Raw genomic sequence first — 25,958 nt, forward strand, 5'->3', positions numbered from 1 at the left:
ATCTGATGCAGGGCGAGACGAGGCCGTCGCCGAAGCGGTCGCCGTCGGCACTGCCGAGGCCGCCGACAGGCTGGTCGGTCGAGCCGTGGAGACCCTCGGCCGGCTCGACATCATGGTGACCAACCCCGGCATCCTGCGGGACCGGGTCCTGTGGAAGATGTCCGACGAGGACTTCGACACGGTCGTCGGCGTCCACCTGAGGGGCACCTTCACCTGCGCGCGGGCAGCCGCACCCGCGGCCACACCCGCACCCGCGGCCAGCACCCGCACCCCGCCGCCCGCAGAACTCGTGAAGGGGCGCCACGATGCGCAACGAGGGACTGGGATCCTGGCCCGCACGGCGGGCCCGCAAGACCCCGCACCGCACCGCCCTGGTCCACCGCGACCAGGTCATCAGCTACGCCGAGCTGTACGAGCGCACCACCCGCCTGGCCCACACCCTGCGCGCGGTCGGCGTCCGGCGAGGGGACCGGGTCGCCTACATGGGCGCCAACCGTCCGAGCTTCCTGGAGACCCTGTTCCCCTCGGGCACGCTCGGCGCGGTCTTCGTCCCGCTCAACACCCGGCTGGCGGCACCGGAGATCGCCTACCAGCTCAAGGACTGCGGGGCCCACGTCCTCGTCCATGCGCCCTCCCACGGCGGGATCGTCGAGGACATGCGAGGCCTGACGGACGTACGCACCCACATCGCCGTCGGCCCCGACTACGAGCACCTGCTCCGTCAGGCGTCGGCGGACCGGGTCGACGAACCGGTCGGCCACGACGAGGTGGGCATCATCCTGTACACCTCCGGAACCACCGGGCACCCCAAGGGGGCGGTGCGCTTCCCCTCCCCGGTCACGGTGGGCTCCCGCATCCGCCTGGACGCGGGGCTCACTGCCGCCGAGGACGTCCCCGGCGGTGTCCAGATCACCGTCGACGGCACCATCGAGACCGAGGGGGCGCCGAAGCCGGCCTGCGTCCTGCAGAGCGTCTCCCGCTTCTACGCCTGACTGCCGGCCGGCAGTCAAGCCCCGCGGTGCGGCGCGCCGGCCCGCGCCGCGCCCGGGTCCCGTCCCGGTGGTCAGGCTCGGGTGCTGTCGTTCATGCCGCAGGCGAGCGTGGGCACCGTGATCACCAGCGTGCTGTTCCTGACGGTCATCCTGGGATTGGTCGTGTACCTCGGCGTGGCGCGCAAGGACATCACCGAGCCTGAGCGGGGCGCCCGACACGCGGCCTGACCTGCTGCTCGGCCTACGTTCAGAATGTTCTTGGAGTTCCTCTGCCACGGTCGGAGATCTCGGCCGCCGCCGACGGCCGGCTCACCTCACAGTGCGCTCGTCCCGGTTCCGGGGCGGGCGCACTGTCGTTTCAACCGGACAGGAGTGGTCGTCTTGGAGCAACTTGAGATCCTCACCGGCGTCGACGCGGCGAGTGCGTCGACCAGGACCAGGTCGGTGATGAAGAAGCTGCCCGAGGTCACGCTGGCGTTCTGGATCATGAAGATCGCCGCTACGACTCTGGGCGAGACGGCGGGCGACCTCTTCTCGCAGACCCTGAAGCTGGGCTACTTCCTCACCACGGCCGCGCTGTTCCTGATCTTCGTGGTGACGCTGGCGGTCCAGCTGAGATCCAGCCGCTACAACCCGTTCTTCTACTGGACCGTGATCCTGTCGACCAGCATGGCCGGCACCACGATGTCCGACTTCATGAACCGCGACGCCAGCGCCGAGTACCTCTCGAACGGTGCCACAGCACTGGGCTGGGGCCCGCAGGGTCTCGGCCTCGGCTACCCCCTCGGAGCGGCCATCCTGATCTCGATCCTCCTGGCGATCTTCCTCGCCTGGAAGCTGAGCGGGATGACGTTCCGGATCCGCGACATCGTCACGTTCAGGGGCGAGGTCCTGTTCTGGTCGGCGATCCTCGTGTCGAACACCCTCGGTACCTCGATGGGCGATTTCCTCTCCGACAGCTCCGGCCTCGGTTACGCCGGCGGTGCCCTGCTGGTAACCGGTGGGCTGGCCGCGCTTGTCGTGCTGATGAAGCTGCCGGCGGTGCCGAACGTGTTGCTGTTCTGGATCGCCTTCGTCCTCACCCGCCCGCTGGGCGCAACCGCCGGGGACTTCCTCACCAAGCCGGTCGCCAAGGGTGGCCTGGATCTCGGTACCGCGGGCTCGTCCGCCGCCCTGCTCGCCGTCCTGCTCGGGCTGATGGCCTACGCCCAGGTGCAGGAGCGCCGGACCGCCGACCGGTCGCTGAAGGAGCAGCGGGCTCCGGTCACCCGGCGGGCAGGCCGACCGTGAATCTGGCCCCGGGCGCGTGCCCGGGGCGGTAGGACACCGCACCACCGACGGCGCGGGCCAGGGGCCGTGCCGGCGGCAGCCCCATGCCCGCGCCGTCGTGTCCGTCGCCGGAGTCGGCGCGGCGGCCGGGCGGCTGGGGCGTGTATCGACAGTGCATGTCGCGCTCGACGTCGCAGCTGGAATCCGCTTCGGTGCGGTGCAGGGAGCCAAGCGCGCGTCGGTCCGTATAGTTGCCAGGGCGCCGAAGAGGGGGAACACATGGGTGAGGTACTGAAGCGACGCCCGGTTTTGAAGAGACTTGCGATCGCGGCCTTCGGCCTGATGATGCTCGCCGTTTCGAGCTGGCTCTTGAGCGAAGCAGTCGGCGCCTCCTACCCGCGGCGGCCTGTCTGGGACGTTGGAAGTGCAGGGCCCTGGGTGGCTTCATACGCACGCGCCATCGCCGCCGGGTCCTGGATGGCGGCGCGTGCCTGCCTGATGCTGGCCGCCCTGATCCTGGCGCTGGATCTTGCCTCGCTGCTCGTGGGCGCGATCCGCAGGGTCACCCGGCGGCCAGGCCGCCCGGCGTCTTGAGACGGACATGGAGTGACCGTGCTGGTCACAGCCACTCGTTGATGGCCGCTTCGAGACCGGTCGCCTCGTAGCGGACCACGAGCTCGTCGTACCTCGTGGCCACCGCCCGGTGGCGCTTGAGGCGACTGATACCCCACTCGACAGCCTGCCGAGCCTTATGGCCCTGCGGGTCGGACTTCGGTGGTCGGCCGCCGTCCGAGCCGCGTTTCTTGCGGTTGCTGGCCTGGCCGGCCTTGTCCGGGACGGTGCAGCGGATCCCGCGCCGCCGCAGGTGAGCGCGTTCTTCCGGGAGGCGTACGCCTTGTCGAAGCGCACGCGATCGGGCCGGGTGCGCGGCCTGCCCGGGTCAAGGCGCGGGACGCGGATCTCGTTCAGGGCGGGCTCGAACTGCGGCGAGTCGCCGCGCCGGCCGGCCGTGAACACGATGGACATGGGCTATCGGCCCTGTTCGACGGCCAGGCGCAGCTTGGTGGTCAGGCCGCCGCGCGAGCGCCCGAGCCCGTGGTCGTCGGGCTCGACGCCGACGCCGCCGGGCGGCTCTTTCTGCGCAACAGCGGTTCCGGCACCGCCCATTGCGCGTCCGTCAGATCTCCACGTGCCACGAAGCAAGAACATTTCACGTTCAAGATCCACTTTCGGCACGCCCTAGGGGGTGTTTCGAAAGTCCCGCACAGCGCCCACGGCGCCCGGCACGCTCCCCCCGGGCTCTTCGAGCAGGGGGCACTCCCACTCGCCGCACCGGCTGAAACCCCGAGTACGTCCAGTACGAGGGCTTTCGTCCGGCACGCCGAGAGCACGCACCGGACACCGCGGGCACCGCACAGGACCTTCGAAACACCCTCTAGGTCTCCATCACCTGCTACCACCGCCCCGCCTGAGCCTGACCGGCCGGACTCTGAGGTGAAGACGACGCGACGCAGGCTGTCGACGTCGGCAGCGGCGGGACAGGAAGGGCGTCATGGATCAAGGGGTCGCGGCCCTTCTCGCCGACGTGGCACCCGGCGGAAGCTAATGGATCAGGGCATTCGCCGTAATGATTACCAGGCCGATCAGCATATCGAGGCCCCCTGCCCGGCACGAGGACGGCCATCCCTGCCCAGCGGTGTGGGCGGCCGAGGCGCCCAAGCCGAACAAGGCGACGGTGTTGAGCAGCAGGGCCGTGTCTACAGCCGTGGCCTCTGCCCACCACCCGGCCACTGCGGCAAGCAGTATCCCCACTGTGGGCAGCACGGCGGCGACCAGTGGCCACTCGGCGAGCACCGACCGCAGTCTGCTCGTGGTGGCTGCCCCGGGGACGGACGCACGCTGGGCGATCACATGCGCGTATCCATGTGCGGCACTGGACGCCAGCGCGGTGATCAGTACCCACAGCGCGTCCGCACCGGGAACGGCCTTCTCGCCCGTCGCGTCCAGCGCGGCCACCATGGCGCTGGCCAGCACCAGTCCGTAGATGCCGCTGAACAGCCACTGCTCCAACGGCTGTCGCCGCAAGATTCCCCTTGGTGTGAAGCCCTCGGGGCGGACATGGTCGGCGCGGCCGGGCATCGCATCCTCCCGGTGCGGGGCGAGGACTGGGTCCGCACATGCTCGCCCGCGTGGTGTCAGGGAACACGACGCCACGCGGGTGAGCATGACGGTTGTGCTTGAAGGGAGTCAGGGCGGCGTCGGATGCCGTGCCGGCAGCGGCCGGCTCAGCGTCCACGAACAGGACCGGATCGAGTGGCCGGTTGGCCCACTGGGCCATGCCCTCCACCACCTTGTCGGTGATGTCCGAGATAGTCTGCTTGGGCGTCTCCACCCCGTAGACCTCGGCGAGATGGGCGGCGATCTCACCGTGTGTGAGGCCCTTGGCCGACAGCGAGAGCACCATCTCGTCCACCCCGGTCAGCCGCCGCTGTCGCTTCTTGACGAACTTCGGCTCGAACGTCCGGCGGCGTCCCGGGGCACCCGTACCTCGACCGGGCCGACATCGGTCAGCACGGTCTTCGCCCGGGTGCCGTTGCGGCTGTCACCGCTGTTCTTCCCGGCCGCGTCGTGCTTGCCGTAGCCGACGTGGTCGGTGATCTCGCCCTCCAGGGCGGACTCCAGCACCCGCTTGGTCAGCTGCTGCAACAGCCCGCCCTCGCCGGTCAGCTGCAGCCCCTCGGTGCGGACCCGGTCCACGAGCATCGCGATCAACTGCTTGTCGCTCGTCCCGTTCGCCGGCGGCTGGCGGGCGGGTTGTCGCTGCGGGTCCAGTGTGTGTCGTTGCGGTGCGCGTAGTCGGCCCGATGGGTATGCCAGGCAGGGTGATCCCGTGATCTCCCGGAGCCCGGAATGTTCCTCGTGCCCGAGGTCGTCCTTGCTCAGATCCAGATGGATGCGCAGTTTCGTATGCCACACGATGCCGGCCAACCCGCTGCCTCCCCTTCTGTGTGAAGTGCCGTCAAAACCACGGTGCGGGGAGGCGCTGACATTTGGCTTCGGGAGCTGCGCGGGGTGCGTCGGGTCCGGTACTTCCGGCGCGGCTGGATCACTGGCCGAGGCGTCTGCTACCACGACCTCGTCGTCAACAAGGGCAGACACCACAACTTTGCCCTCTGCGCACTTGCTGCGGTCCTGGTCACCCGCCTGGCTGCCTGCTGGGCAACGGCACCCTCTGCGAACTCCGCGACACCGACGGACACGAGATCACCGACGCATCCGCACCCGGGCTTGTAAGCCGCCCGCCAACGAGAAAAGATTCGTTAGCGACTGTCATTCAGAGTGACCAGGTGCCGACGGAGGGGAATCATGACCAAACAGGGAGAGGGCTTCGCGGACTCACGAGCGATTCTTGGACGCGTCGGCCCACGAGTTCACACGCTATGGCTACGCGGGGGCCAATCTCCAGCGCATCGCGTCCCACGCGGGCGCCGAGTGGCATCGGGGCAGGCCCTCCGTGGCGCCGCCGGCGAGCATCGTGGCGAGGGGGGCGCTGCGGGCGTCGGGCAACACGGTCGCGTCGAGGACGACCCTGTTGCTGCCGGTGGCGCGCAGCCCCGTGGCGTTCCAGGTGTCGCGGACGCTCACGAGGCTTCCCGGGACGGCGAAGACACGCACCGGACGGCCCGGCGTATCGGTTTCCGGTGCGGCCAGCAGAACCCAGTGGGCGTGATCGACGCCGCTGACCAGATCCCACTCGCCCTGGAGCCGCCACCCTTCGGGCACCCTGCTCGCGTTCCCCGAAGCGGGCATGAGGGCGGCCGCGATCCGGGCGTCGGGGCCCTCGCCCCAGATCTCCTTCTGCCCCTCCTCGGGCAGCAGCGCCGTGAAGCGCCCGTGTGCCGCCCACAGGACGGCACACCATGCGGCCGAGGCGCACCCCTCTCCGACCCGGACGGATGCGCGGAACACCTCGCTGAATGTCCCTTCCTCGCCGCCCCAGCGCCGCGGGACGAAATGGCGCGCGAAGCCCGCGGCCTCCAGGGCGGCGACCGTGTTCGCAGTCAACCGCCGCTCGCGCTGCGCCGTGCGGGTGTCCCGGAGAGCCGCATCGGCCGCCTGTCCCACGGCTGGTGGACGCAGTGCCCCGGACAGCCCGCGGGGCGTGGCCCGAACTCGTCCTCTTTCGGTATCAGTCATGGAGTCCTTCGCTCAATCTGCGCGCGGAAGAGGTGCCGTTGGAGGACACAGCCGCCTTCGACCGCGCGTGGGAACCCTTCGCTTTTCGGCCACTCTCCAGTAAGATTCCTTCTCCACGGTATGTAAGCGGCTCTCGGCCATGCCGAGACAGCAAGAGGGGGCGAGCTATGGGGTGTTGTCACGTTTGCGCGCGAGACGCCGGCATCGACCCTCAGTCCCTACAGAGAGGGCACAGGCAGACCGACCAGCCGTTCTTCCGTCGTCGCGAGCCGTACGGGGGCCCACACCGAACCGCAGCTGGCGACCAGAGTGTCCCCCTGAAGCGCGTCGAGGCGCAGCCGGCGCTCGGCCGGCGCATTCGTGGCCGTCGCTTCCTCGCGGACGACGAGCCGGGTCGGTACGTCGAGTTCCCCGAAAGCCAGACAGTCGACGGCCGCCGACACGAGTGTGAGCGCGCGGTCGCCGGGCCGGGGCGTCGCCGGATGGGTTATCAGGTGCCCCAGCTGACGGAAACCCTCGAGCAGCACCATCAGCGGCAGGTGATCGGTGGGATGGTCGAACAGAATGGCGTGATCGAGGTCCGGCCGCAGCAGCCATTCGGCAGCCGACGCTCCGGGCACCAGCACACTGTCCTTGTTCCGCAGGCGACCGACCAGCTCCGGCTCCACATGCCGGCGCGGCTCCTCGGACGCGACGGCCCCGGACTCGGTTCCGCCGACGCGCCCGCGGACGATCCGATAGCTGCGTTCGTCCAGCGCCACGATCCGCAGGCTGCCTCGGCCGCAGCTCCGGCCGCCGACGGAGAGCCCGACCTCGAGCCGGGCGCCGTAACGGCGGGGCGGTCGGCGATCGGTCCACTGCCAGTGCGCCTCCAGTTCCACCGGCACCGGCCGGCCGCCCACGCACAGCGCCCCCGGGTCGGTGATCTCGAAGTCCATGTCGTAGCCCACGAAGCGGTGGGTGAGCGGGACTGCGTAGTGGCGGTGGGCGAGGTAGACGAGTGCCTGTCTGATCGTCTCAGCGAACAGCAGGGGGTCGCTTATCCGGTGCGCGTCGGGGTGGTAGAGCGCGTGGTCGCGCGGCCACTGGCTGCCGACCAGGAAGTGGTCCTCGCCCAGCACCACCGAATCCGTGATGAAGACCTCCGCCACCGCGGCCCGGTGGACCAGTCGTCGACACACCGTCCGCTGGAAGTCGAGTTCCGGATCCGGACGGACCAGACCGTCAGGAACTTCCCGCCGAGATCGGCACTGATGCATCGTCTCTCCCCCTCAGAACTCGGGGCAGGCCGACGGTGCCTGTCCCTCCGACATTAAACATACCTTCGAGCAGGTTTCTTCAATAGAGAGTAAACAGATCGCCATGGGAACGCCCGGTGAAACCTTCGGTCCTCAACTTGCCGCGCACACAAGGGAACTGAAGCAGGAGCGAGCCGTACGGACGAGGGAACGGATACTCGCGGCCGCCGCCCAGGCGTTCGCTGCCAAGGGCTACCCCGCGGTCACCATCCTGGACGTGGCCGAAGCCGCCGGGATGACCAAGGGGGCCGTCTACTTCCACTACGACAACAAGGACGCCCTCGCGCTGGCGGTGACCGACCTGTTCTACCGCCGGATCGGCGAGATCGCCGACGCCGTGGAGCCGTTGGGCCTCCCACCGGTCGGCTCCGTCGCCGAACTCCTGCTCCGGACGGCCACGGCGTTCCGGGACGAGACGGTCATCCAGGCCGGAGCGCGGCTGCAGCTCGAGCGGCAGCTGATCGGAGTCCGGCTCCCGCTGCCGTACGAGGCGTACACCGAGCTGATCACCTCATGGCTGGCCAGGGATCGTGAAGCGGGTACAGGGGACGGCCTCCCGTCGCCCGGCACACTCGCCACCGTCCTGGTCTCCGCCTTCTTCGGTGCCCAGCACATCTCGTGGGTGCTCGACGACCGTGCCGACCTGGTGGAGCGCACCACCGACCTGGTGCGGACGATCATTCCGTCGGCCGAGCAGGACATCGGGCTGTGTCCGTCCGCTCCACCACGGTGTTGACGCTCCGGGCACCGGACCGCCGGCTTGGTCTCAGCCGTCCGCCGCGTTCTCCGGCCAGTTGAGCGTCGTACGGGCATGGCGCACTGCTTCCTCCCCGGTCAGCCGCGCCCCCCGCTCGAACGCCTGAGTGAAGGCGGCTGCGCCCAGCACCGCCCGTGCCGTCGCCGTGACCCGGTCGACGTCACCGCGCTCGGCGGGCGGCAGCGGCGCACCCACCCCACGGCGGGCCGCGTCCGCCGCCCCGAGCAGCAGCGCGGCGCATTCGGCCGCGGACCCCCGCCTTCGCAGAACCGCCGCACCCGCGAGGCCCTCCAAGGAGAGGGCGAGCGCGCGCGGCTCACCGAGGGAGCGGGCAACGTCCAGGCCGCGCAGGTGATGGCGGGCGGACTGGTCGGCGTCGCCGCGGAGTTCGGCGATGAAGCCGAGCTCGGCGCGGAGCAGGTGGTCGCCCGCCTCCGAGGAGACGCCGGCGTAGCCGTCGCGGATGTGCAGCAGGTATGCCTCGGCCGCGTCGAGGTCGCCGGAGCGGCGCGCGCCGAGTGCGAGGCCCATCTCGGAGTGGATCTCGCCGTAGGTGTAGCCCTGTTCAGCGGCGATGCGATGCGCCTGCTCGTGCAGGCTGCGACCCTGGTCCCAGTCGCGGTCGAGCAGCGCGAGCCGGCCGAGACCGGACAGCCGCGCCGACACTTCGGCCGCCAGACCCAGTTCGCGGGCCATCCGCAACCCCTTTCACTGGAGGCGGGCCGCCTCGCCGTACTCGCCCTTGATCTCGGCGAGCGCGGCGAGCGGCGAGACGGTCTGCAACTGGCCCCATCGATCGCCCAGTTCACCGAAGAGCTGGGCGCTGCGCAGTCCGTCCCGGCCGAGCCCGTCAAGGTCGCCGCGGACCAGGGCGAGCGTGGCCCGCAGACCGAGCGCGGCGGCGGTGCCCCACTGCTCGCCCGCACTGCGGAAGAGGTCCAGCGCCCGTGCGTTCAGCTTCGCACCGGCGGTCACCTCGCCCACGCTGAACAGGCCGTACGCACACAGCCAGAGGGCACGGGCGCGGCGCACCGGGTCGGGGACGGCCTCGGCCGCCGTGGCAGACACCTCGATGTGGTCGCCGGTGAGGAGCACGAACGCAGCATGCAGCAGGGCGAGTTCGGGGGCGGCGGTGTCGGAGGTGGCGGCGAGGACAGTGGACAGGCTGCGCCGCGCCTCGGTGAGACGGCCGCGCAGCAGCCACCACCAGGACAAGGCGGTGGCGAGTCGTACGGCCTCATCGGCCTGCCCGGTGGTGGCGCGGCGCACCGCCTCGTCGAGCGCCGCGCGCAGATTGCCGGCCTCTGCGTCCAGGCGGGTCAGCCAGGAGCGCTGGCCCGCACATCGCAACCGGGACTGCGCGCACGGAGGCTGGGGTCGGGGCGGTGGCGGTGAGCACGACCGCGCCTCCGTCCACCAGGTGCGGCAGGAGTGGTGGTGGGCCCGGGCGGTCGCCGAGTCCACGCTGACCAGGCCCAGGTCGGTCTGGCCGCGGGCGGCGGCCTCGGCGATCACTGCCTGCATCAGGCTCTGGAAGACGCCCTGCGTCGCCCAGATCCGAAAGCGGTCGTACGCGCTCTGCCAAGGTCCGAACTCGGTTGGCAGGTCACGCCAGGGGCTACCGGTCCGGAACCGCCACATCACCGCATTGAAGTGTTTCCGCAGGTCAGGGACGGGCCCAACCGCGGCAATCGGGAGATGGGGCTCGACCAGGGCCCACTGCTCGTCGGTGAGATCGCCTCGCGCCATGACTGACGGCCTATCAAGAACAAGCCCCCGCGCGCAGGCGATCTACCAAACTCCTGATCCGAACTCCAGACAGGACCTAGGGCTGCATGGCGGCCTCGTCCGAGCGGCGCACGATGCTGTGCTTCCTCGCAGTCGACCGCTTCCTGCGCTCGGCGAAGCCGGGCCGCTTCCACCGGGCTGGCGGCCTCGCGGGTGCGGGCCCCGGCGGCCCGCACGGCGGCGGCGTCCTCCACCTGGTACGAGGTCAGGATCTCGCCGGTAGCCGGGCGGCGTGATCCCGCGAGGGACCTGGCTCATCCCTTCCCGTCCGCGGCGGGCGGGGCGCCCAGGACGGTGTCCAGGTGGTCGCTGGTGAACGGTCCGGCCGGGTCGAGCCGGTCACGCAGTGCCGTGAAGTCGCCGAAGCGCGGGTAACGGGCGCGCAGCCGGGGCGCGTCGAGCGTGTGCATCTTGCCCCGGTGCGGGCGGCCGCCGACCGCGCCGAGGACGGCCTCCATCGCGTCGAAGTACCGTCGGTGGTGTCAATCCCCTCGCGCCGTGAGGGTCGTCGATTATCTACGGGTTGCTTGCGGGACTTCGGTTCGTCGATGTGGTACAGGGCGTTTCGATGAGCTGATCGGTCCGCTGCGGGCGAAGCCGGAAGCGGTGTCGCCGCACCTGAACGAGCGTCAGCGTCGGCTGCTGTACGGGGCAAAGGCCCAGCAGCTCGGTCACGGTGGGATCGCCGCCGTCGCCGAGGCGGCAGGGGCCTTTGCCGGCTGCATCTCACGGGGGCCGGCCGAGCTGGAGGACGACGCTGAGCCGGATGGCCGCATCCGCCGTCCGGGCGCGGGCCGCCCACCCGCGGCGGTGAAGGACCCGGGGCCGCGCGCGGCGCTGCCGACCCTGGTCGAGGACGCCACTGAGCGGTGTGGGCGCCGCCCGGCACGCCGGTCAAGGTCCTCGACCACGACTTCCCCTCCCAGGCGGTGGGCACCGCGATCCCGTACGGCATCTACGACCTCGGCCGTAACACCGGCTTCGTCGTGGTGGGCACCGATCACGACACGGCCGCGTTCGCGGCCCTGCGCCGCCGGTGGCAGGAAGAGGGCCGCCACGCCTACCGGCTGCGAGCTGCTTGCTGATCAACGCGGACGGCGGCGGGGACGCCGCCGAAGGGGGTGCCGGGGCCGGGCATGTATCCGTTGACGCAGATTGTTCCGGTCCGGACGCGCCGTGCCACCACTCGACCGCGCTCGGGGTCCACCGGCCGGACTTTGGACGGGAGCGCGCGCGGACCCCACCTTCGTCCGTAGGGTCGACGAGATCGCGCACCTCGTCGACCGCACCAGGCCACCTCCGTTCCGCCGAGCCCGCTGCCGGACCGGCGGCCGGTGAGGCCGTGCCGGAGGAGGCCCCAGGCGGCGAGGAGCTCGCCCACACCGGTGCCGGACCAGGTCGTGAGGCCGACCAGGCCGACATCGATGCCTGCTGTACCGGCCCCGACCCGGTCCGTCCCTCCGAGGCGCCCGGCAACGCAACGGGTATGTCGAATCCCCAGGAGACCGAGTACCACTGACACACGGCGTTGTCGCCTGGAGTCAGTCCTGAGCCCGAGGGGCCCGCATGCCCCTGGCGCGGGCGGTCTTCGACCCCGTGCCGGAGCCGAGAATACTGAGAACTTCGGAGGCACGACATGGCTGGGTCGAAGAAGCCAGTACGCCTCCGCTGAACGTCGAGCTGATCGCGGTGTTGCCGGGCAGCGGGCCGGCGATGACAACGCCGGGCAGGTCCAGCAGCTCGCTGTGCTGTTGAAAAGCCAGGTCGGCCTCACCGGACGCGAGCAGGCTGCCGACAGGCACCCCCGGTCGAGCTTGGACAAGCCGGCTTCGGAGCGTGTCGGCGAGACGTAGCCGGGCGATCAGATCGACGAGGGCCGTACCGCTGGGTCCGGTGGAGTAGGCGATGCTCTTCGCAGCCAGTAGAGCGGCTCGGAGGTCGGACTCTGAGCCGAGGGCCGGAACTGGTGATCCTGCCGGCACGGCGGCAACGACTTGGGAGACCCATAGCGGGCGCACCGTGCCCTTGAGGAGGTACCCTCCGCTCTCCAGCTCGGCCAATGCTCCATCGGCAAGCACGAGCAAGTCGGCCTCGGCGCCCTCGCGCACCCGCCGCGCGATCTCGACCCCCCCGGCTGACTCGAAGCGCACCAAAATCCCGTGAGCGAGTCGGATGTGTTCGGAAAGTTCGGCCAGAATCAGCCGCGTCGCCATCGAGGACAGCCCACAGATCTGTCGGTCCACGTCGCCTCCTTGTGCCCGGCCGATGGTACGGCGCGCGACAAGGCAGCTCAAACGCCGGTCTGCGAGACTGACCACGTGAGCACAACCCGCAGCACGGCGGCTGGAAAAGCCCTCAAGGTCCTCTCGACATTCGGTCGCGAGCGCCAGACGCAAACGCTGTCCGAGATCGCTCAGCGCACGGGCCTGGCCGTGAGTACCACGCACCGAGTGGTCACAGAACTGGCACGGTGGGGAGCGCTTGAGCGCGGGGAGGACGGGGCGTGGCATGTCGGGCTGCGGCTGTGGGAGATTGCCTCAGGATGCCCCCGCACCCAGATCCTGCGCGATGTGGCTCTGCCGTTCATGCAGGATCTCTACGAGGCGACCCATGAGAACATTCAGCTCGCGGTGCGCGAGGGCACGGAACTTGTCTTCGTCGAACGGATCGCCGGGCACCGCTCGGTGGAGCTGGTGACGATGGTCGGGTCCCGGTTCCCCATCGGCTCCACCGGGATGGGCCGAGTGCTGTTGGCGCATGCGCCCCGGGACATCCAAGAGGCGGTCCTCGAATCGCCGCTGCGAGCCTGGACCCCGCACACCGTCACCGACCCGAAGACGATGCGCGCACAGCTGGATCGTATTCGCCGCGAGCAGGTCTTCGTCAGTGACCGGCAGCTCTCGGAAGACACGGTCGCGGTGGCCGCACCCGTGCGGACCGGCCGGACCGGGCCCGTGAGCGCTGCTCTGGGGATCGTCATCGCGGCGCGTAGCGCTAGCCGTGCGCTCGGGCTGCGTGAGCCACTCCTGAGGGCTGCTTACCGGATCTCTGATGAGCTCGGCAGGCGTGCCCATGCGACTGTCTGAGCAGGTGTCCGCCCGGCGGGCTGCGTGAGCCACTCCTGAGGGCTGCCTACCGGATCTCTGATGAGCTCGGCACGCGTGCCCGCCCGACTGTCCGAGCGGGCTTTCCGCCTGGCGGAAACGCTACTGATCGGCCGCGGTCCCGGGTGCGAGCGTTCGGGGTGTTCGAGACGTTCGCAGCCACTCGGGAGATGCCATGGCCGATGCCGCCATCGACACCGTCACCTCGGTTCCAGTAGTCGTCGTCGGGGCCGGTCCGGCCGGCCTGATGCTGGCGCACCTTCTCGGTCGCGCGGGGGTCGAGACGATCGCGATCGACACCCGCACCCGGCACGAGATCGAGACCACGCAGCGGGCCGGCATCCTTGAGGCCGACGCGGCCCGGGACCTGATCGAGACCGGCGTCTCCGACCGGATCCTGCGCGACGGCTATGAGCACGAGGGTGTCGAGCTCCGATTCGGCGGCCGGCCGCACCGCATCAACTTCAAGGAGCTGGTCGGCGAGTCGGTGTGGCTCTACCCGCAGACCGACGTGTTCATCGACCTGGCCGACGCCCGGGACCGCGACGGCGGCACGGTGCACTTCGGCATCAAGGACACCGAGGTCCTCGACATCGCGACCGACAGCCCCCGGGTCCGTTGCACAGCGACCGACGGGATGCGCCACGAGATCCGGGCGCGGTACGTGGTCGGTGCGGACGGGTCGCGCAGCATGTGCCGCGATCTGGTGCCCGAGGACCGGCGGGTGCGCTACGCCAAGGAGTATCCCTTCGCCTGGTTCGGCATCATGACCGAGGCGCCGATGAGCGCGCCGGAGCTTGTCTACGCCCACTCCGAGCACGGGTTCGCGCTGGTCAGCCAGCGCACCGAGACCGTGCAGCGGATGTACTTCCAGTGCGACCCCGACGAGTCCGTCGACACCTGGACGGACGACCGCATCTGGGAGACGCTCCAGGCTCGGGTGGCCGGCGAGGACGGCTTTCGGCTCAAGGAGGGGCCGATCTTCGAGAAGACGGTGCTGCGGTTCCGCTCGTTCGTGCAGGAGCCGATGCGCCGGGGCTCGATGGCGCTCGCGGGCGACGCCGCGCACACCGTTCCGCCGACGGGCGCCCGCGGGCTCAACCTTGCGCTGCACGACGTGAAGGTGCTCGCCGGTGTCCTGCTGCGGGCGCTCGGCAGCGAGGGTGAGGCCGCGTTGGACGACTACCAGCCGCGCGCCTTGCAGCGGGTCTGGCGGGCGCAGAACTTCTCCTACTGGATGACCCAGTTGCTGCACACCGCGCCGGGCAGCACGCCGTTCGACCTCCGGCGCCAGCTCGGCGAGCTCGACAACGTGGTGGGCACGCGCGCCGGCCGCACCTACCTCGCCGAGCAGTACACCGGCTGGCCCACCAGCACCCTGGGCTGACCCCGGATGACGAGCAGGAGACAACGCATGATCATCGACTGTCACGGTCACTTCACCACCGCGCCGCCGCAGCTGGCGGAGTGGCGGAACAGGCAGGTGGCGGCGGTCGGCGACCCCGGCAGCGCGCCCGACCCCGACGATCTGGTCATCACCGACGACGACCTGCGCCAGGCGATCGAGAGGAACCAGCTGCGGCTCATGGACGAGCGCGGCAGCGACCTGACGATCTTCTCCCCGCGGGCCAGTTTCATGGCCCACCACATCGGAGACTTCGAGGTCTCCTCGGTCTGGGCGAGGATCTGCAACGACCTGGTCCACCGCGTGAGCACGCTCTACCCCGACCGGTTCGCGATGGGCGCGATGCTGCCGCAGTCGCCGGGCGTCGATCCCGCGACCTGCCTCCCCGAGCTGCGCCGTGCGGTCGAGGAGCTCGGCGCGGTGACGATCAACATCAACCCCGACCCGTCGGGCGGCAAGTGGACCGCTCCACCGCTGACCGACCGCAGCTGGTATCCGATCTACGAGGCGATGGTCGGTTACGACATCCCCGCCATGATCCACGTCAGTACATCGTGCAACCCGGCGTTCCACACCACCGGTGCCCACTACCTCAACGCCGACAGTACGGCGTTCATGCAGCTGATCCAGGGCGACCTGTTCACCGACTTTCCGACGCTGCGCTTCGTGATCCCACACGGCGGCGGCGCGGTGCCCTACCACTGGGGCCGGTTCCGCGGGCTGGCGATGGCGCTGGGCAAGCCGGACCCCGAGACGCTGTTGGACAACGTCTTCTTCGACACCTGCGTCTACCACCAGCCCGGGATCGACCTGCTCACCCAGGTGATCCCCAGCCAGGCCATCCTCTTCGCCAGCGAGATGATCGGCGCGGTACGTGACATCGACCCGCGCACCGGTCACCACTTCGACGACACGAAGCGGTACGTCGAGGCGACCCCGAACCTCTCCGATGAGGAGCGGGCCGGCATCTACTGCGGCAACGCCCTGCGCGTCTACCCCCGACTCGCCGCCCGCCTCGCTGCGGTCGGCCGCTGACCCCAGGAGAAGAAGGCATGGAGCACACCGAGGTCGGCGTCGTGCACACGTCGATCACCCGCGCCGACGCCGACGCGGTCATGGCGCTGTCGGCATTCGGCGTGGCGACGATCCACGAGGCCATGGGCCGGGTGGGGCTGATGCGCCCGTACCTGCGCCCGGTCTACCCGAAGGCCCGCCTGTGCGGTACGGCGGTGACCGTGCTGCTGCAGCCCGGTGACAACTGGATGCTCCACGTCGCCGCCGGGCAGATCCGGGAAGGCGACGTCGTGGTCGCGGCCTGCACGACCGAGAGCGAGGACGGCTTCTTCGGCGAGCTGCTCGCCACCTCGTTCCGCGCCCGGGGATGCAAGGGCCTGGTCATCGACGGTGGCGTGCGCGACGTGGCCGACCTGGAGGAGATGGACTTCCCGGTCTTCTCACGGGCGATCAACGCCAAGGGCACGGTCAAGGCCACGCTCGGCTCGGTCAACGTGCCGGTGGTCTGCGGCAACGCCCTGGTCCGACCCGGCGACGTGGTCGTGGCGGACATCGACGGTGTCGTCGTGGTGCCGCGCGAGCGGGCCGCAGAGGTTGCCGAGGCGTCGGCCAAGCGCGAGGCCAACGAGGAGAGCAAGCGCGCGCGGTTCCGCGCGGGCGAGCTCGGCCTGGACATGTACGGAATGCGCGGCCCGCTGGCCGAGCTCGGGCTGCGCTACGAGGACTGAGGATGACAGCGATCTTCGAGAAGACCCCCGGCTGGCTGGACTGGTACGCCGGTCCGAGCCGGCCGCAGTTCCGGCCGCCCGAGGGCGCCGTCGACGCGCACTGCCACGTCTTCGGCCCGGGGGCGGAGTTCCCGTTCGCCCCCGAGCGGAAGTACACCCCCTGCGACGCGTCGAAGGACCAGCTCTTCGAGCTGCGCGACCATCTGGGCTTCGCCCGCAACGTCGTGGTCCAGGCGACCTGCCACGGCGCCGACAACAGCGCCATGGTCGACGCCCTGCGGGCCTCGGGGGGCCTGGCCCGGGGCGTCGCGACGGTGCGGCCCGGCGTCTCGGACGCCGAGCTGGCCGAGCTGCACGAGGCCGGTGTCCGCGGCGTGCGCTTCAACTTCGTCAAGCGGCTCGTCGACACGGTGCCGCAGCAGGACCTGTGGGACGTCGTCGAGCGGATCACGCCGTACGGCTGGCACGTCGTCATCTACTTCGAGGCGGCCGACCTCGCGGACCTGCGCGACTTCTTCCTCTCCATTCCGGTGCCCCTGGTCATCGACCACATGGGCCGCCCCGACGTGACCAAGGATCCACACGGCCCGGAGTTCGGGGCGTTCCTGGACTTCATGCGGGCGAGGCCCGATATCTGGTGCAAGGTGACCTGCCCGGAGCGTCTGTCGGTCAGCGGCCCACCCGCCCTCGACGAGGAGCAGCGGGCATATCTCGACGTCGTCCCGTTCGCCCGACGCGTGGTCGAGGAGTTCCCCGACCGGGTGCTGTGGGGCACCGACTGGCCGCACCCGAACCTCACCGACCACATGCCCGACGACGGCCTGCTCGTCGACTTCATCCCGCACATCGCGCCGACGCCGAAGCTGCGGCACAAGCTCCTCGTCGACAACCCGATGCGCCTCTACTGGCCGGACGCCGACTGACCCAACGCACGATTGGAGGCCCACCATGTCGCTGGACAAGACCTACAAGCTGGTCCCGGGGACGACCGTCTTCGACGCCGAGCAGTCGGCCAAGGGGTACCACCTCAACCAGTTCTGCATGTCGCTGATGAAGGCGGGCAACCGCGAGCGCTACCTCGCCGACGAGCGCGCCTACATGGACGAGTGGCCGCTGCGGGAGGAGCAGAAGCAGGCGCTGCTCGACCGCGACCTCAACGCCGCGATGCGCGAGGGCGGCAACATCTACTTCCTCTCCAAGTGGGGCGCGACGCTGGGGCTGTCGTTCCAGCAGATGGCGGGCTCGATGACCGGCATGACCGAGCAGGAGTACCGCGCCATGATGATCAACGGTGGCCGCTCCATAGCGGGCAACCGGATCGACCACGCCGTCCTCGAGGCGGCGTACGACGACCCGACGCCGCCGACCGAGCACGCCACGATCACCGGCGCGGTCTTCACCTCGCACGTGCCGGCGATCGGCGCGGCAATGGACCATCACAACACCGACGAGCCCTACTGGAGACCGGTCTTCGAGGGCTACGAGCTCTCCAAGCAGTGGGAGAAGGAGAACCTGCCGGACGTGATCTTCCTGGTCTACAACGACCACGCGACGGCGTTCGACCTGTCGCTGATCCCGTCCTTCGTGCTGGGCACCGGCGCAGCCTACCCCACAGCCGACGAGGGCTACGGACCCAGGCCGGTCCCGGGCATCGAGGGTGACCCCGACCTGGCCGCGCACATCGCGCACTCGCTCATCAGGGACGACTTCGACCTCACCCTCGTCAACGAGATGAGCGTCGACCACGGCCTGACCGTCCCGCTCTCCCTGATGTTCGGGGACGTCGAGACGTGGCCGTGCAAGGTGATCCCGTTCCACGTCAACGTGGTGCAGTACCCCGTGCCCTCGGGCGCCAGATGCTTCAAGCTCGGCCAGTCGCTCCGCAAGGCGATCGAGTCCTACGGCAAGCCGCTGAAGGTCCAGGTATGGGGTACCGGTGGGATGAGCCACCAACTGCAGGGCCCCCGCGCCGGCCTCATCAACCGCGAGTGGGACACCGCCTTCCTCGACAAGCTGATCGAGGACCCGGTCGGCCTGTCGCAGGTGCCGCACCTGGAGTACGTCGAGGAGGCGGGCTCGGAGGGCATCGAGCTGGTCATGTGGCTGATCGCCCGCGGGGCGATGAGCGACATCGACGGGTCCGGAGAGGTCGAGGTCAAGCACCGCTTCTACCATGTGCCGGCGTCCAACACCGCCGTCGGCCACCTCATCCTGGAGAACCACCCGCGGGCCGAGGCGCCCGCCGCGAAGGAGTGACATGACTGACGAACAGACCGTCCGGATCGCCCTCGCCGGGGGCGGCGCCTTCGGTGCCAAGCACGCGGCCGCGCTCAGCCGGATCGACGGCGTCGAGGTGACCGCCGTCGTGAGCAGCACCCTGGAGAGCGCCGAGAAGTTCGCCGAAGAGCAGGGCGTGGGCCGCGGCGTCGCCAGCCTCGACGACGTGCTGGCGATGGATGACGTCGACGCCGTGATCCTCGCGACGCCCACGCCGATGCACGCCGCGCAGACGATGGCCTGCCTCGAGGCGGGCAAGCACGTCCAGGTCGAGATCCCGCTGGCCGACTCGCTGGCCGACGCCGAGGCGTGCCTGGCGGCGCAGGAGCGCACCGGGCTCGTCGCGATGGTGGGGCACACGCGGCGCTTCAACCCCAGCCACCAGTGGGTGCGGCAGCGGATTCAGGCTGGGGAGTACGCCATCCAGCAGATGGACGTGCAGACGTACTTCTTCCGCCGTACGAACCTCAACGCCCTCGGCCGGCCGCGGTCCTGGACCGACCACCTGCTGTGGCACCACGCCGCGCACACCGTCGACCTGTTCGCCTACCAGACCGGGTCACCGATCGTGCAGGCCAACGCGGTCCAGGGACCGATCCATCCCGAGCTCGGCATCGCGATGGACATGTCGATCCAGCTGCGCGCGGAGAACGGAGCCATCTGCACCCTGTCGCTGTCGTTCAACAACGACGGGCCGCTTGGCACGTTCTTCCGCTACATCGGCGACACCGGCACCTACATCGCGCGGTACGACGACCTGGTCACAGGCAAGGACGAGCCGATCGACGTGAGCGGGGTCGACGTCTCGATGGACGGCATCGAGCTGCAGGACCGTGAATTCGTCGCCGCCATCCGCGAGGGCCGCGAGCCGAACGCCTCCATTGCCCAGGTGATGCCCTGCTACCGGACGCTGGCGGCCCTCGAGGAGCAGCTCGCCGCTGCCTCGAAGTCGTGACCACGGCACCGATGGTGAGCCCGGGCCGCGCACCGCGCCGGATCGGTCCCTTCGAGGTGCCGGCGGTCGGGCTGGGCTGCATGAACCTCAGCCACGCCTACGGCGTCCCACCCACGCCGGAAGACGCCGAGCACCTGCTGCGCACGGCTCTGGAAGAGGGCGTCACGCTCTTCGACACCGCCGCCCTCTACGGCTTCGGCGCCAACGAGGAGCTGCTCGGCCGCGCTCTCGCCGGTCACAGGGACCGGATCGTGCTGGCCAGCAAGTGCGGGATGACCGGCGTCAACGGCCAGCGCGTCATCGACGGCCGGCCCGAGACCATCCGGCGTACCGCCGATGAGGCACTGGCCCGGCTCCGCACCGACGTCATCGACCTCTACTACCTGCACCGGGTCGACCGGCAGGTCCCGGTCGAGGAGAGCATCGGGGCGATGGCCGAGCTCGTCGAGACCGGGAAGGTACGCATGCTCGGGCTCTCCGAGGCGTCTGCCGAGACGCTGCGCCGGGCCCACGCCGTGCACCCGATCGCCGCGCTGCAGAACGAATACAGTCTCTGGTCACGCAACCCCGAGCAGGGGACACTCGCCGCGGCCGCCGAACTCGGCGTCGCACTGGTGGCTTTCAGCCCGCTGGCCCGTGGCTTTCTCACGGCCGAGCCGCCCGACCCCGCGTCGCTGGTGGAGAAGGACATCCGGCGGAACATGCCGCGCTTCGGCGCGGCGAACTATCCTGCGAACCTGGGCCTGCGCACCCAGCTCGAGGGGATCGCCCGCGACGCCGGCTGCACGCTGACCCAACTGGCGCTCGTGTGGGTGCTGTCGCGTGGCGGGCATCTCGTTGCCATACCCGGCACTCGTTCGGTCGATCACCTGCGGGAGAACATGTCGGTCCTCGACCTCGATGTACCCAGCGAGGCTGTCGATGCGGCAGGACAGGTGCTGAACGCCGCGACGGTACACGGGGCCCGCTACAACGAGACCACCCTGGCCGAGATCGACACGGAGCGCTGCGGAACAGCAGGCTGAAGGGGCACGGAAACCCTCCACAACCATCCGTCCAGGTGAACGGGGTTGCCGCACGAAAGAGTGCGGCAACCCCGGCCGGACGGACAAGGCACACGGTGGAATGACCAACATCGACTGACAGCGTGAGGTCCACTTTCCATCCGGTGCCCACGGCACACGATTCAGCCGTTGCCGGCAAGAGGGCCTCAGCAGTGGCAGAACTACGAGGAGGCGTTCGCCCGGCGCATCCCTCCCTGCGGGATCCGGCGGTGAGTGCCCGGGCAGCTTTGGGAGCAGACGTCAGGGCCTCGTAGCTTCGGGATACGGCGCGATCACCAGCTCCAGTCCGGTGGCCGCCGGGCCGCCGTACGAGGTGATGCCCCCGACCCCCGGGGGGTGCACACCACGCTCAGGACACGGGCGATGTTGGCCGGCTCCATGCCCGCCACCCCGCTCCCGGACCGCTCGTCGAGGGCGCCCCACCCCAGGACCGCAAGGTGCACGCACTGCCGCCGGCTGCCCTGGACCTCCAGCCCGGCCGGTTCCGCCTCGGGGCCATGCCGGGCCCGGCGGAGCTGCCCTGTGCGAGACGCGTGAGACCCGGTCCTGGCTGGTCGATACCGACGGCCGGGACCGGCCCTGGTGGGAGTCGAGCGTCACCGTGGGGATCCACGGCACGCCGGAACGTGCTGGGCCAAGAGGTGTCCACCCGGCTCTCCTTCGGCGCGGTGCGCGCGGCAACCCTGATCGCGGACATCCTGGAAGTCCTGCCCCTGCCCGCATGCGCCTGCTCGCACGACGGGCCCGACCGTCCGGATCGCAAGACCGCCTGCCCGAAGGTCACCCGCTCGGCCGCCTCCAGGGGTCGCCGTCGTGTGAGCCGTGCTCGTATGGGAGGGGCCTCCACCAACCTGGAGGGAGTGGAAGATGCATGAAATGTGGTGTGGCACAGACCCCTCAGGGGAGCCGGTATGGCATGTCCTGACGGCGGACAAGACCTCGACCCTGTGCGGGGTGGACAAGGAGAAGCAGGAGGAGCCCAGTGGACGCGAGCCGACGGACAGGCACTGCTTCTCGTGTATGAAGGCGTTTCAGGCCGCCCTGGCCTGACGTCCAGTGTGCCGCCGTGCACGGCGGCGGCGGATCGGGAGGACCAGCCCGCTTGCCCGGCCTGGTCCTCGACGCCGCCGTGCCGTGGATCGTTCGCTGCGGGTTTGGCTCGTCAGCCGCCTTCCTCAGGACCGAGCCCGGAACTGCGGGCATGCGTCGCAAGCGTCAGCGCCGATTCCGCATGGAGCGTGAGGCGCACGGGCGTGAAGGTGGTGGTGTCCACCGCAGACGTTCCGTTGCCGGGATTGCGGGCGTAGCGCGGATGGGCGCCTTTGCTGATCTGCCAGCGTATGCGGTGACCGACGGCGAAGCGGTGGGCGGTGGAGCTCATCGGCACGGTGATCCGTGACGGTTCCTGCCCGTCCGCCCGCAGCCGGCCCAGCCCGTCGCAGATGTTGACGGAGCGGCCTTGTGCATCCACGTCGCACGGGCGGCTGAAGACATCGGCATGACCGGTGTCCGTGGAGACGGTCAGCCGCGCGGAGACCGGTCCGAGGATGTCCACGGGCTCGGTCATCGGGGGGCGGGTGAACGTCAGCACGTCGTGCCGAGCCTCCAGGCTGCTGTTGTCGCGAGGACCGGCGGTAGGGGAGGCAGCGGACGCCCGGTACGCGCCCGTGCCCCTTCGCCGCCGGTGTGCGGCGTCGTGCCCGGCCGTGAGACCGGCGACAGTGCCGGCGGGATCCGCCGCCCCGCGGCGGTGACGCACTCCACGGCGGCGTGCTATACAAGGCGCTGACGATGACGTCAGTGTCAGCGAAGGGGGAGGCATGGCCAGGATCCTGGTGGCGAACCGGGGAGAGATCACGGTCCGGATCACCCGGACGATCCGTCGCCTGGGGCATACGGCGGTCGCGATCCACGCCCAGGACGACGCCCATGCCCTGCATGTCATGCGCGCCGACCTCGCCCTGCCGCTGGCCGGGACGGGTCCCGGCGCGTACCTGGACATCGAGGCAGTGGTCGCGGCGGCGGCATCGTGCGATGCCGATCTGGTCCATCCCGGATACGGCTTCCTGAGCGAGAACGCCGATTTCGCGCGGGCGTGTGAGCAGGCCGGGATCACGTTCATCGGGCCCCGGTCCGAGGTGCTCGCGGAGTTCGGCAACAAGGTGACGGCCCGCCGCGCCGCCGAACAGGCTGGGATTCCGGTGCCGCCGGGATCGTCGGGGCCCGTCACGGCCGAGGAGGCGCGCGCCTTCTTCGAGGCACACGGCCCGATGATGGTCAAGGCGGTGTCGGGCGGCGGCGGCCGGGGCATGCGCGAGGTGCATGACGCCGCACACCTCGAGGACGTGTTCGCCCGCTGTGCCTCGGAGGCCCGCACCGCCTTCGGCGACGGCGCGCTCTATGTGGAAGAACTGCTGCCCACCGCCCGGCACATCGAGGTGCAGGTGGCCGCTGACATCCACGGTGCCGTCACCCACCTGTGGGAACGCGACTGCAGCATCCAGCGCCGCCACCAGAAACTGATCGAGGTCGCTCCGAGCCCCTCGCTCGCCCCGTACACACGGCAACAGATCATCTCCGCCGCGACGCGTCTGGCGGCCACCGCGGGCTACCACGGCATCGGCACTTTCGAGTTCCTCGTCGACGGTGACGCGTTCTGGTTCATGGAGGCCAACCCGCGCCTGCAGGTCGAGCACACGATCACCGAAGCGATCACCGGGGTCGACCTGGTGAGCACCCAGATCCGGCTCGCTCAGGGGGCCCGTCTGTCCGACTGCGGACTGGCCGAACCCCCGGCCGCCCGCGGTTTCGCCGTACAGGCCCGCCTCAATGCGGAGAGGCTGGACCACTCCGGTGAGCCACACCCCGCGACGGGCACGATCACCGGCTTCACCCTGCCCTCCGGCCCAGGGGTGCGCGTCGACACCGCCGGTTATGCCGGGTGGACGGTCGGCCCGCGATACGACCCTCTCCTCGCCAAGATCGTCGCCGTCGGGGACGACTTCCACGACGCAGCACACCGCGCCGCCATGGCGGTCACCGAGTTCGGCATCGACGGTGTCGCGACGAACCGGACGCTGCTGCATGCGATCCTCACCGACCCCGGCTTCCTGACCGGCAAGTGGGACACCTCCTACCTTCCGGCCCGTCTCACCGACCTCGCCTCCCATTCCCTGTCCTCCGCCCTGTTCCCCGCGGACCGGACCGATGCGGCACCGGCCGGACCGGCCACGCACAACGCGTCACCGGTCATACCCGAGGGAGCCGAGGCGGTGTGTGCACCCATGCCCGGCGTGGTCGTCTCCGTCTCCGCAGAGGCCGGTACGGCCGTGCCCGCCGCGGCCCCGCTGCTCGTGCTTGAAGCGATGAAGATGGAGCACGTGCTCCGTGCGGACAGGCACCTGCACGTGCTGCGGCTCCTGGCCGCTCCCGGCGACGTCGTGGAGACGGGCACACCGCTCGTGCTCGTCCAGGCCGCCGCCGACGGGACGACACCTCCCGCACGCCCCGCTCCGGGCCGGTCCCGGACCGCCGAACAGGACATGGACGAGGACTGGTCGGCGGAGGTCGGGGAGATCGCGCGGCGCGAGGCTTTCGCCCGCGCCCTGGGCGGCCCGGAGAAGATCGCCCGCCAACACGGCACCGGCCGCATGACCGCCCGGGAGCGGATCGCCGCGCTGGCCGACCCCGGGACCTTCGCCGAGATCGGCGCACTGGCCGGCTTCGCGGTCCGCGACGCGCGCGGCGCTGCCGTGTCGGTGTCCCCGACCAACTTCATCGCGGGCACCGCGCACCTCGACGGGCGCAAGGTCGTGCTCGGTGTCGACGACTTCACGGTGCGCGCCGGTGCCGGCGACGCGGCGATCCACGCCAAGCAGATCTACCTCGAGCAGTACGCCCATCAGATGCGGCTGCCGATGGTCCGGCTGCTGGACGGTCAGAGCGGGGGCGGGAGCGTGAAGATGGCCCTCGACGCCGGCTACACCTATGTCCCGATCAACCCCGCCTGGGACGCGGTGGTCGACAGTCTGTCGGTGGTCCCGGTCGCGGCCGCCTGCCTCGGGCCGACGGTCGGTCTGGGCGCGGCACGGCTGGTCATGTCCCATCTGGCGGTCATGGTCGACGGCGTCGGTCAGCTCTTCACGGCCGGGCCGCCCCTGGTGCGCAGTGCCACCGGTGAGATCCTCACCAAGGACGAACTCGGTGGATCCGAGATGCACCGCTCCAGCGGAGCCGTCGAGCGGATCGTCGAGTCCGAGGACGCCGCGTTCGAGGTGATCAGGGCCTTCCTGTCGTATCTCCCCACGAGCGTGTACGAGGGCCCTCCCGTGGTGCCGGGGACCGACCCGGTCGATCGCCGCGAGGACTTCCTGCTGTCGGCGATTCCGCACAACAAGCGCCGCCCCTACGCCATCGGACCGGTCCTCGACGCGATCTTCGATGCCGGCTCGGTGTTCACGTACGCCGAATACGGCGGTGGCACCGTCACCGCACTGGCCCGCCTCGACGGCCATCCGGTCGGCGTGATCGCGGCCGACCCCTTCCAAGGCGCGACCATGTCGGTCGAGGGCGCGCTCGCGATCACGCGCCTGGTCGACCTGTGCGAGACCTTCCACCTGCCGGTCGTGAGCCTCACCGACCAAGCGGGCATGACCATCGGACCGGCCGCCGAACGGCGAGGCACCATCCGGCACGGCGCACGCGCCATCAGCGCCGTCTACCAGGCCCGGGTACCGCAGGCCGAACTCATCGTGCGCCGCGTCTACGGCGTCGGCGGCGCCGGTATCGTCAACCGCCACCGTGCCATGCGCAGCTGGGCCTGGCCGTCCGGCGACTGGGGGTCGCTGCCCGTGCAGGGCGGTGTCGAGGCCGCCTTCCGCGCACAGATCGAGGCCGCCGCCGACCCGGCCGCCGAAGCCGACCGCCTGCGCAACGAACTCGCCGACCTGGGGTCACCGTTCCGTACCGCGGAGCAGTTCGGCGTCCAGGACGTCATCGACCCCCGGGACAGCCGGCCGCTGTTGTGCGACTGGGTGCGCGACGCATACCGGCTGATCCCCACGCTTCTCGGCCGGCCCGCGTTCGGCACCCGCCCCTGACATCCCCACGG

23 protein-coding genes and 6 pseudogenes are annotated in these 25,958 nt (G+C 70.2%); 18 read left to right on the forward strand and 11 right to left on the reverse strand.

What is annotated here, in order from left to right; translation table 11 throughout:
• Positions 1 to 22: 22 nt before the first annotated feature.
• From ACFSL4_RS13390 to ACFSL4_RS13405, 4 genes and pseudogenes are all read left to right on the forward strand, one after another.
• Positions 23 to 235, forward strand: a pseudogene (locus ACFSL4_RS13390) (SDR family NAD(P)-dependent oxidoreductase); the annotation flags it as partial.
• Between the two features lie 70 nt (positions 236 to 305).
• Positions 306 to 821: pseudogene (locus tag ACFSL4_RS13395) on the forward strand (AMP-binding protein); the annotation flags it as partial.
• A gap of 264 nt (positions 822 to 1,085) precedes the next feature.
• Entirely contained in the window at positions 1,086 to 1,220 is a 135-nt protein-coding gene (locus tag ACFSL4_RS13400; protein WP_381082033.1) for a hypothetical protein, read from the forward strand.
• Between the two features lie 153 nt (positions 1,221 to 1,373).
• Positions 1,374 to 2,282, forward strand: a complete 909-nt coding sequence (locus ACFSL4_RS13405; protein ID WP_381082036.1) for a COG4705 family protein — start codon at positions 1,374 to 1,376, stop codon at positions 2,280 to 2,282.
• Here the strand turns inward: ACFSL4_RS13405 and ACFSL4_RS13410 are convergent.
• A pseudogene (locus ACFSL4_RS13410) lies at positions 2,257 to 2,412 on the reverse strand (sensor histidine kinase); the annotation flags it as partial. The gene ACFSL4_RS13405 and the pseudogene ACFSL4_RS13410 sit on opposite strands and share 26 nt — an antisense overlap.
• A 128-nt stretch (positions 2,413 to 2,540) precedes the next feature.
• Between ACFSL4_RS13410 and ACFSL4_RS13415 the strand changes: the two are divergent.
• Positions 2,541 to 2,855, forward strand: coding sequence for a hypothetical protein (locus tag ACFSL4_RS13415; protein WP_381082039.1), 315 nt, complete (start codon positions 2,541 to 2,543; stop codon positions 2,853 to 2,855).
• A 435-nt stretch (positions 2,856 to 3,290) separates the two neighbouring features.
• On the opposite strand, the gene ACFSL4_RS13420 is transcribed toward ACFSL4_RS13415, so the two are convergent.
• From ACFSL4_RS13420 to ACFSL4_RS13440, 5 genes and pseudogenes are all read right to left on the reverse strand, one after another.
• Positions 3,291 to 3,497, reverse strand: a complete 207-nt coding sequence (locus ACFSL4_RS13420) for a hypothetical protein (RefSeq protein ID WP_381082042.1) — start codon at positions 3,495 to 3,497, stop codon at positions 3,291 to 3,293.
• Between the two features lie 366 nt (positions 3,498 to 3,863).
• Positions 3,864 to 4,400, reverse strand: coding sequence for a hypothetical protein (locus ACFSL4_RS13425; protein WP_381082045.1), 537 nt, complete (start codon positions 4,398 to 4,400; stop codon positions 3,864 to 3,866).
• A gap of 148 nt (positions 4,401 to 4,548) precedes the next feature.
• Positions 4,549 to 5,024: pseudogene (locus ACFSL4_RS13430) on the reverse strand (transposase); the annotation flags it as partial.
• Positions 5,025 to 5,705: 681 nt separating this feature from the next.
• Entirely contained in the window at positions 5,706 to 6,458 is a 753-nt protein-coding gene (locus ACFSL4_RS13435; RefSeq protein WP_381082047.1) for an acyl-CoA dehydrogenase family protein, read from the reverse strand.
• Between the two features lie 218 nt (positions 6,459 to 6,676).
• Positions 6,677 to 7,717, reverse strand: a complete 1,041-nt coding sequence (locus tag ACFSL4_RS13440) for a ScbA/BarX family gamma-butyrolactone biosynthesis protein (protein ID WP_381082050.1) — start codon at positions 7,715 to 7,717, stop codon at positions 6,677 to 6,679.
• A 103-nt stretch (positions 7,718 to 7,820) separates the two neighbouring features.
• Here ACFSL4_RS13440 and ACFSL4_RS13445 point away from each other — a divergent pair, with 103 nt between their 5' ends.
• A complete protein-coding gene (locus tag ACFSL4_RS13445; RefSeq protein ID WP_381082052.1) occupies positions 7,821 to 8,492 on the forward strand; it encodes a ScbR family autoregulator-binding transcription factor in 672 nt (223 codons plus the stop codon).
• Positions 8,493 to 8,522: 30 nt separating this feature from the next.
• On the opposite strand, the gene ACFSL4_RS37695 is transcribed toward ACFSL4_RS13445, so the two are convergent.
• Both ACFSL4_RS37695 and ACFSL4_RS37700 read right to left on the reverse strand, forming a co-directional pair.
• Positions 8,523 to 9,209 carry a hypothetical protein gene (locus tag ACFSL4_RS37695; RefSeq protein ID WP_465269754.1) on the reverse strand — a complete coding sequence of 229 codons (687 nt, stop codon included), beginning with the start codon at positions 9,207 to 9,209 and terminating at the stop codon, positions 8,523 to 8,525.
• A 12-nt stretch (positions 9,210 to 9,221) separates the two neighbouring features.
• Positions 9,222 to 10,262: a transposase gene (locus ACFSL4_RS37700; RefSeq protein ID WP_465269755.1), complete on the reverse strand. Its 1,041-nt coding sequence runs from the start codon at positions 10,260 to 10,262 to the stop codon at positions 9,222 to 9,224.
• Between the two features lie 86 nt (positions 10,263 to 10,348).
• On the opposite strand from ACFSL4_RS37700, the gene ACFSL4_RS13460 reads away from it, so the two are divergent.
• Entirely contained in the window at positions 10,349 to 10,537 is a 189-nt protein-coding gene (locus ACFSL4_RS13460; RefSeq protein ID WP_381082055.1) for a hypothetical protein, read from the forward strand.
• An 18-nt stretch (positions 10,538 to 10,555) separates the two neighbouring features.
• Here ACFSL4_RS13460 and ACFSL4_RS13465 read toward each other — a convergent pair.
• Positions 10,556 to 10,768 (reverse strand): annotated as a pseudogene (locus ACFSL4_RS13465) (D-arabinono-1,4-lactone oxidase); the annotation flags it as partial.
• 405 nt (positions 10,769 to 11,173) lie between these two features.
• On the opposite strand from ACFSL4_RS13465, the pseudogene ACFSL4_RS13470 reads away from it, so the two are divergent.
• Positions 11,174 to 11,406: pseudogene (locus ACFSL4_RS13470) on the forward strand (ISAzo13-like element transposase-related protein); the annotation flags it as partial.
• Between the two features lie 436 nt (positions 11,407 to 11,842).
• On the opposite strand, the gene ACFSL4_RS13475 reads toward ACFSL4_RS13470, so the two are convergent.
• A complete protein-coding gene (locus ACFSL4_RS13475) occupies positions 11,843 to 12,544 on the reverse strand; it encodes a substrate-binding domain-containing protein (protein ID WP_381082061.1) in 702 nt (233 codons plus the stop codon).
• Positions 12,545 to 12,619: 75 nt separating this feature from the next.
• On the opposite strand from ACFSL4_RS13475, the gene ACFSL4_RS13480 reads away from it, so the two are divergent.
• The 9 genes from ACFSL4_RS13480 (at position 12,620) to ACFSL4_RS13520 (ending at position 21,898) form a co-directional block, all read left to right on the forward strand.
• A complete protein-coding gene (locus ACFSL4_RS13480) occupies positions 12,620 to 13,387 on the forward strand; it encodes an IclR family transcriptional regulator (RefSeq protein WP_381082064.1) in 768 nt (255 codons plus the stop codon).
• Positions 13,388 to 13,580: 193 nt separating this feature from the next.
• Positions 13,581 to 14,792 carry a 4-hydroxybenzoate 3-monooxygenase gene (locus ACFSL4_RS13485; protein WP_381082066.1) on the forward strand — a complete coding sequence of 404 codons (1,212 nt, stop codon included), beginning with the start codon at positions 13,581 to 13,583 and terminating at the stop codon, positions 14,790 to 14,792.
• A gap of 27 nt (positions 14,793 to 14,819) precedes the next feature.
• Positions 14,820 to 15,845 carry an amidohydrolase family protein gene (locus ACFSL4_RS13490; RefSeq protein ID WP_381082068.1) on the forward strand — a complete coding sequence of 342 codons (1,026 nt, stop codon included), beginning with the start codon at positions 14,820 to 14,822 and terminating at the stop codon, positions 15,843 to 15,845.
• 17 nt (positions 15,846 to 15,862) lie between these two features.
• Complete coding sequence (ligK, locus tag ACFSL4_RS13495; RefSeq protein ID WP_381082071.1) at positions 15,863 to 16,552, forward strand: 4-carboxy-4-hydroxy-2-oxoadipate aldolase/oxaloacetate decarboxylase; 690 nt, start codon at positions 15,863 to 15,865, stop codon at positions 16,550 to 16,552.
• A 2-nt stretch (positions 16,553 to 16,554) separates the two neighbouring features.
• Positions 16,555 to 17,475: an amidohydrolase family protein gene (locus ACFSL4_RS13500; RefSeq protein WP_381082074.1), complete on the forward strand. Its 921-nt coding sequence runs from the start codon at positions 16,555 to 16,557 to the stop codon at positions 17,473 to 17,475.
• 25 nt (positions 17,476 to 17,500) lie between these two features.
• A complete protein-coding gene (gene ligA, locus ACFSL4_RS13505) occupies positions 17,501 to 18,808 on the forward strand; it encodes a protocatechuate 4,5-dioxygenase subunit alpha (RefSeq protein WP_381082077.1) in 1,308 nt (435 codons plus the stop codon).
• A 1-nt stretch (position 18,809) separates the two neighbouring features.
• A complete protein-coding gene (locus ACFSL4_RS13510) occupies positions 18,810 to 19,784 on the forward strand; it encodes a Gfo/Idh/MocA family oxidoreductase (RefSeq protein WP_381082080.1) in 975 nt (324 codons plus the stop codon).
• Positions 19,781 to 20,809, forward strand: a complete 1,029-nt coding sequence (locus ACFSL4_RS13515; RefSeq protein WP_465269756.1) for an aldo/keto reductase — start codon at positions 19,781 to 19,783, stop codon at positions 20,807 to 20,809. Before ACFSL4_RS13510 ends, ACFSL4_RS13515 begins: the two co-directional genes overlap by 4 nt.
• 906 nt (positions 20,810 to 21,715) lie before the next feature.
• Positions 21,716 to 21,898 (forward strand): hypothetical protein, encoded by a 183-nt coding sequence (locus ACFSL4_RS13520; protein ID WP_381082083.1) that lies wholly within the window; start codon positions 21,716 to 21,718, stop codon positions 21,896 to 21,898.
• 112 nt (positions 21,899 to 22,010) lie between these two features.
• On the opposite strand, the gene ACFSL4_RS13525 is transcribed toward ACFSL4_RS13520, so the two are convergent.
• A complete protein-coding gene (locus ACFSL4_RS13525; RefSeq protein ID WP_381082085.1) occupies positions 22,011 to 22,670 on the reverse strand; it encodes a CocE/NonD family hydrolase in 660 nt (219 codons plus the stop codon).
• Here ACFSL4_RS13525 and ACFSL4_RS13530 point away from each other — a divergent pair.
• Positions 22,669 to 25,947 carry a carboxyl transferase domain-containing protein gene (locus ACFSL4_RS13530; RefSeq protein WP_381082088.1) on the forward strand — a complete coding sequence of 1,093 codons (3,279 nt, stop codon included), beginning with the start codon at positions 22,669 to 22,671 and terminating at the stop codon, positions 25,945 to 25,947. The genes ACFSL4_RS13525 and ACFSL4_RS13530 overlap by 2 nt on opposite strands.
• Positions 25,948 to 25,958 lie beyond the last annotated feature (11 nt).

The organism is Streptomyces caeni (genome assembly GCF_042678285.1).
In the GTDB taxonomy this organism is placed as follows: domain Bacteria; phylum Actinomycetota; class Actinomycetes; order Streptomycetales; family Streptomycetaceae; genus Streptomyces; species Streptomyces caeni.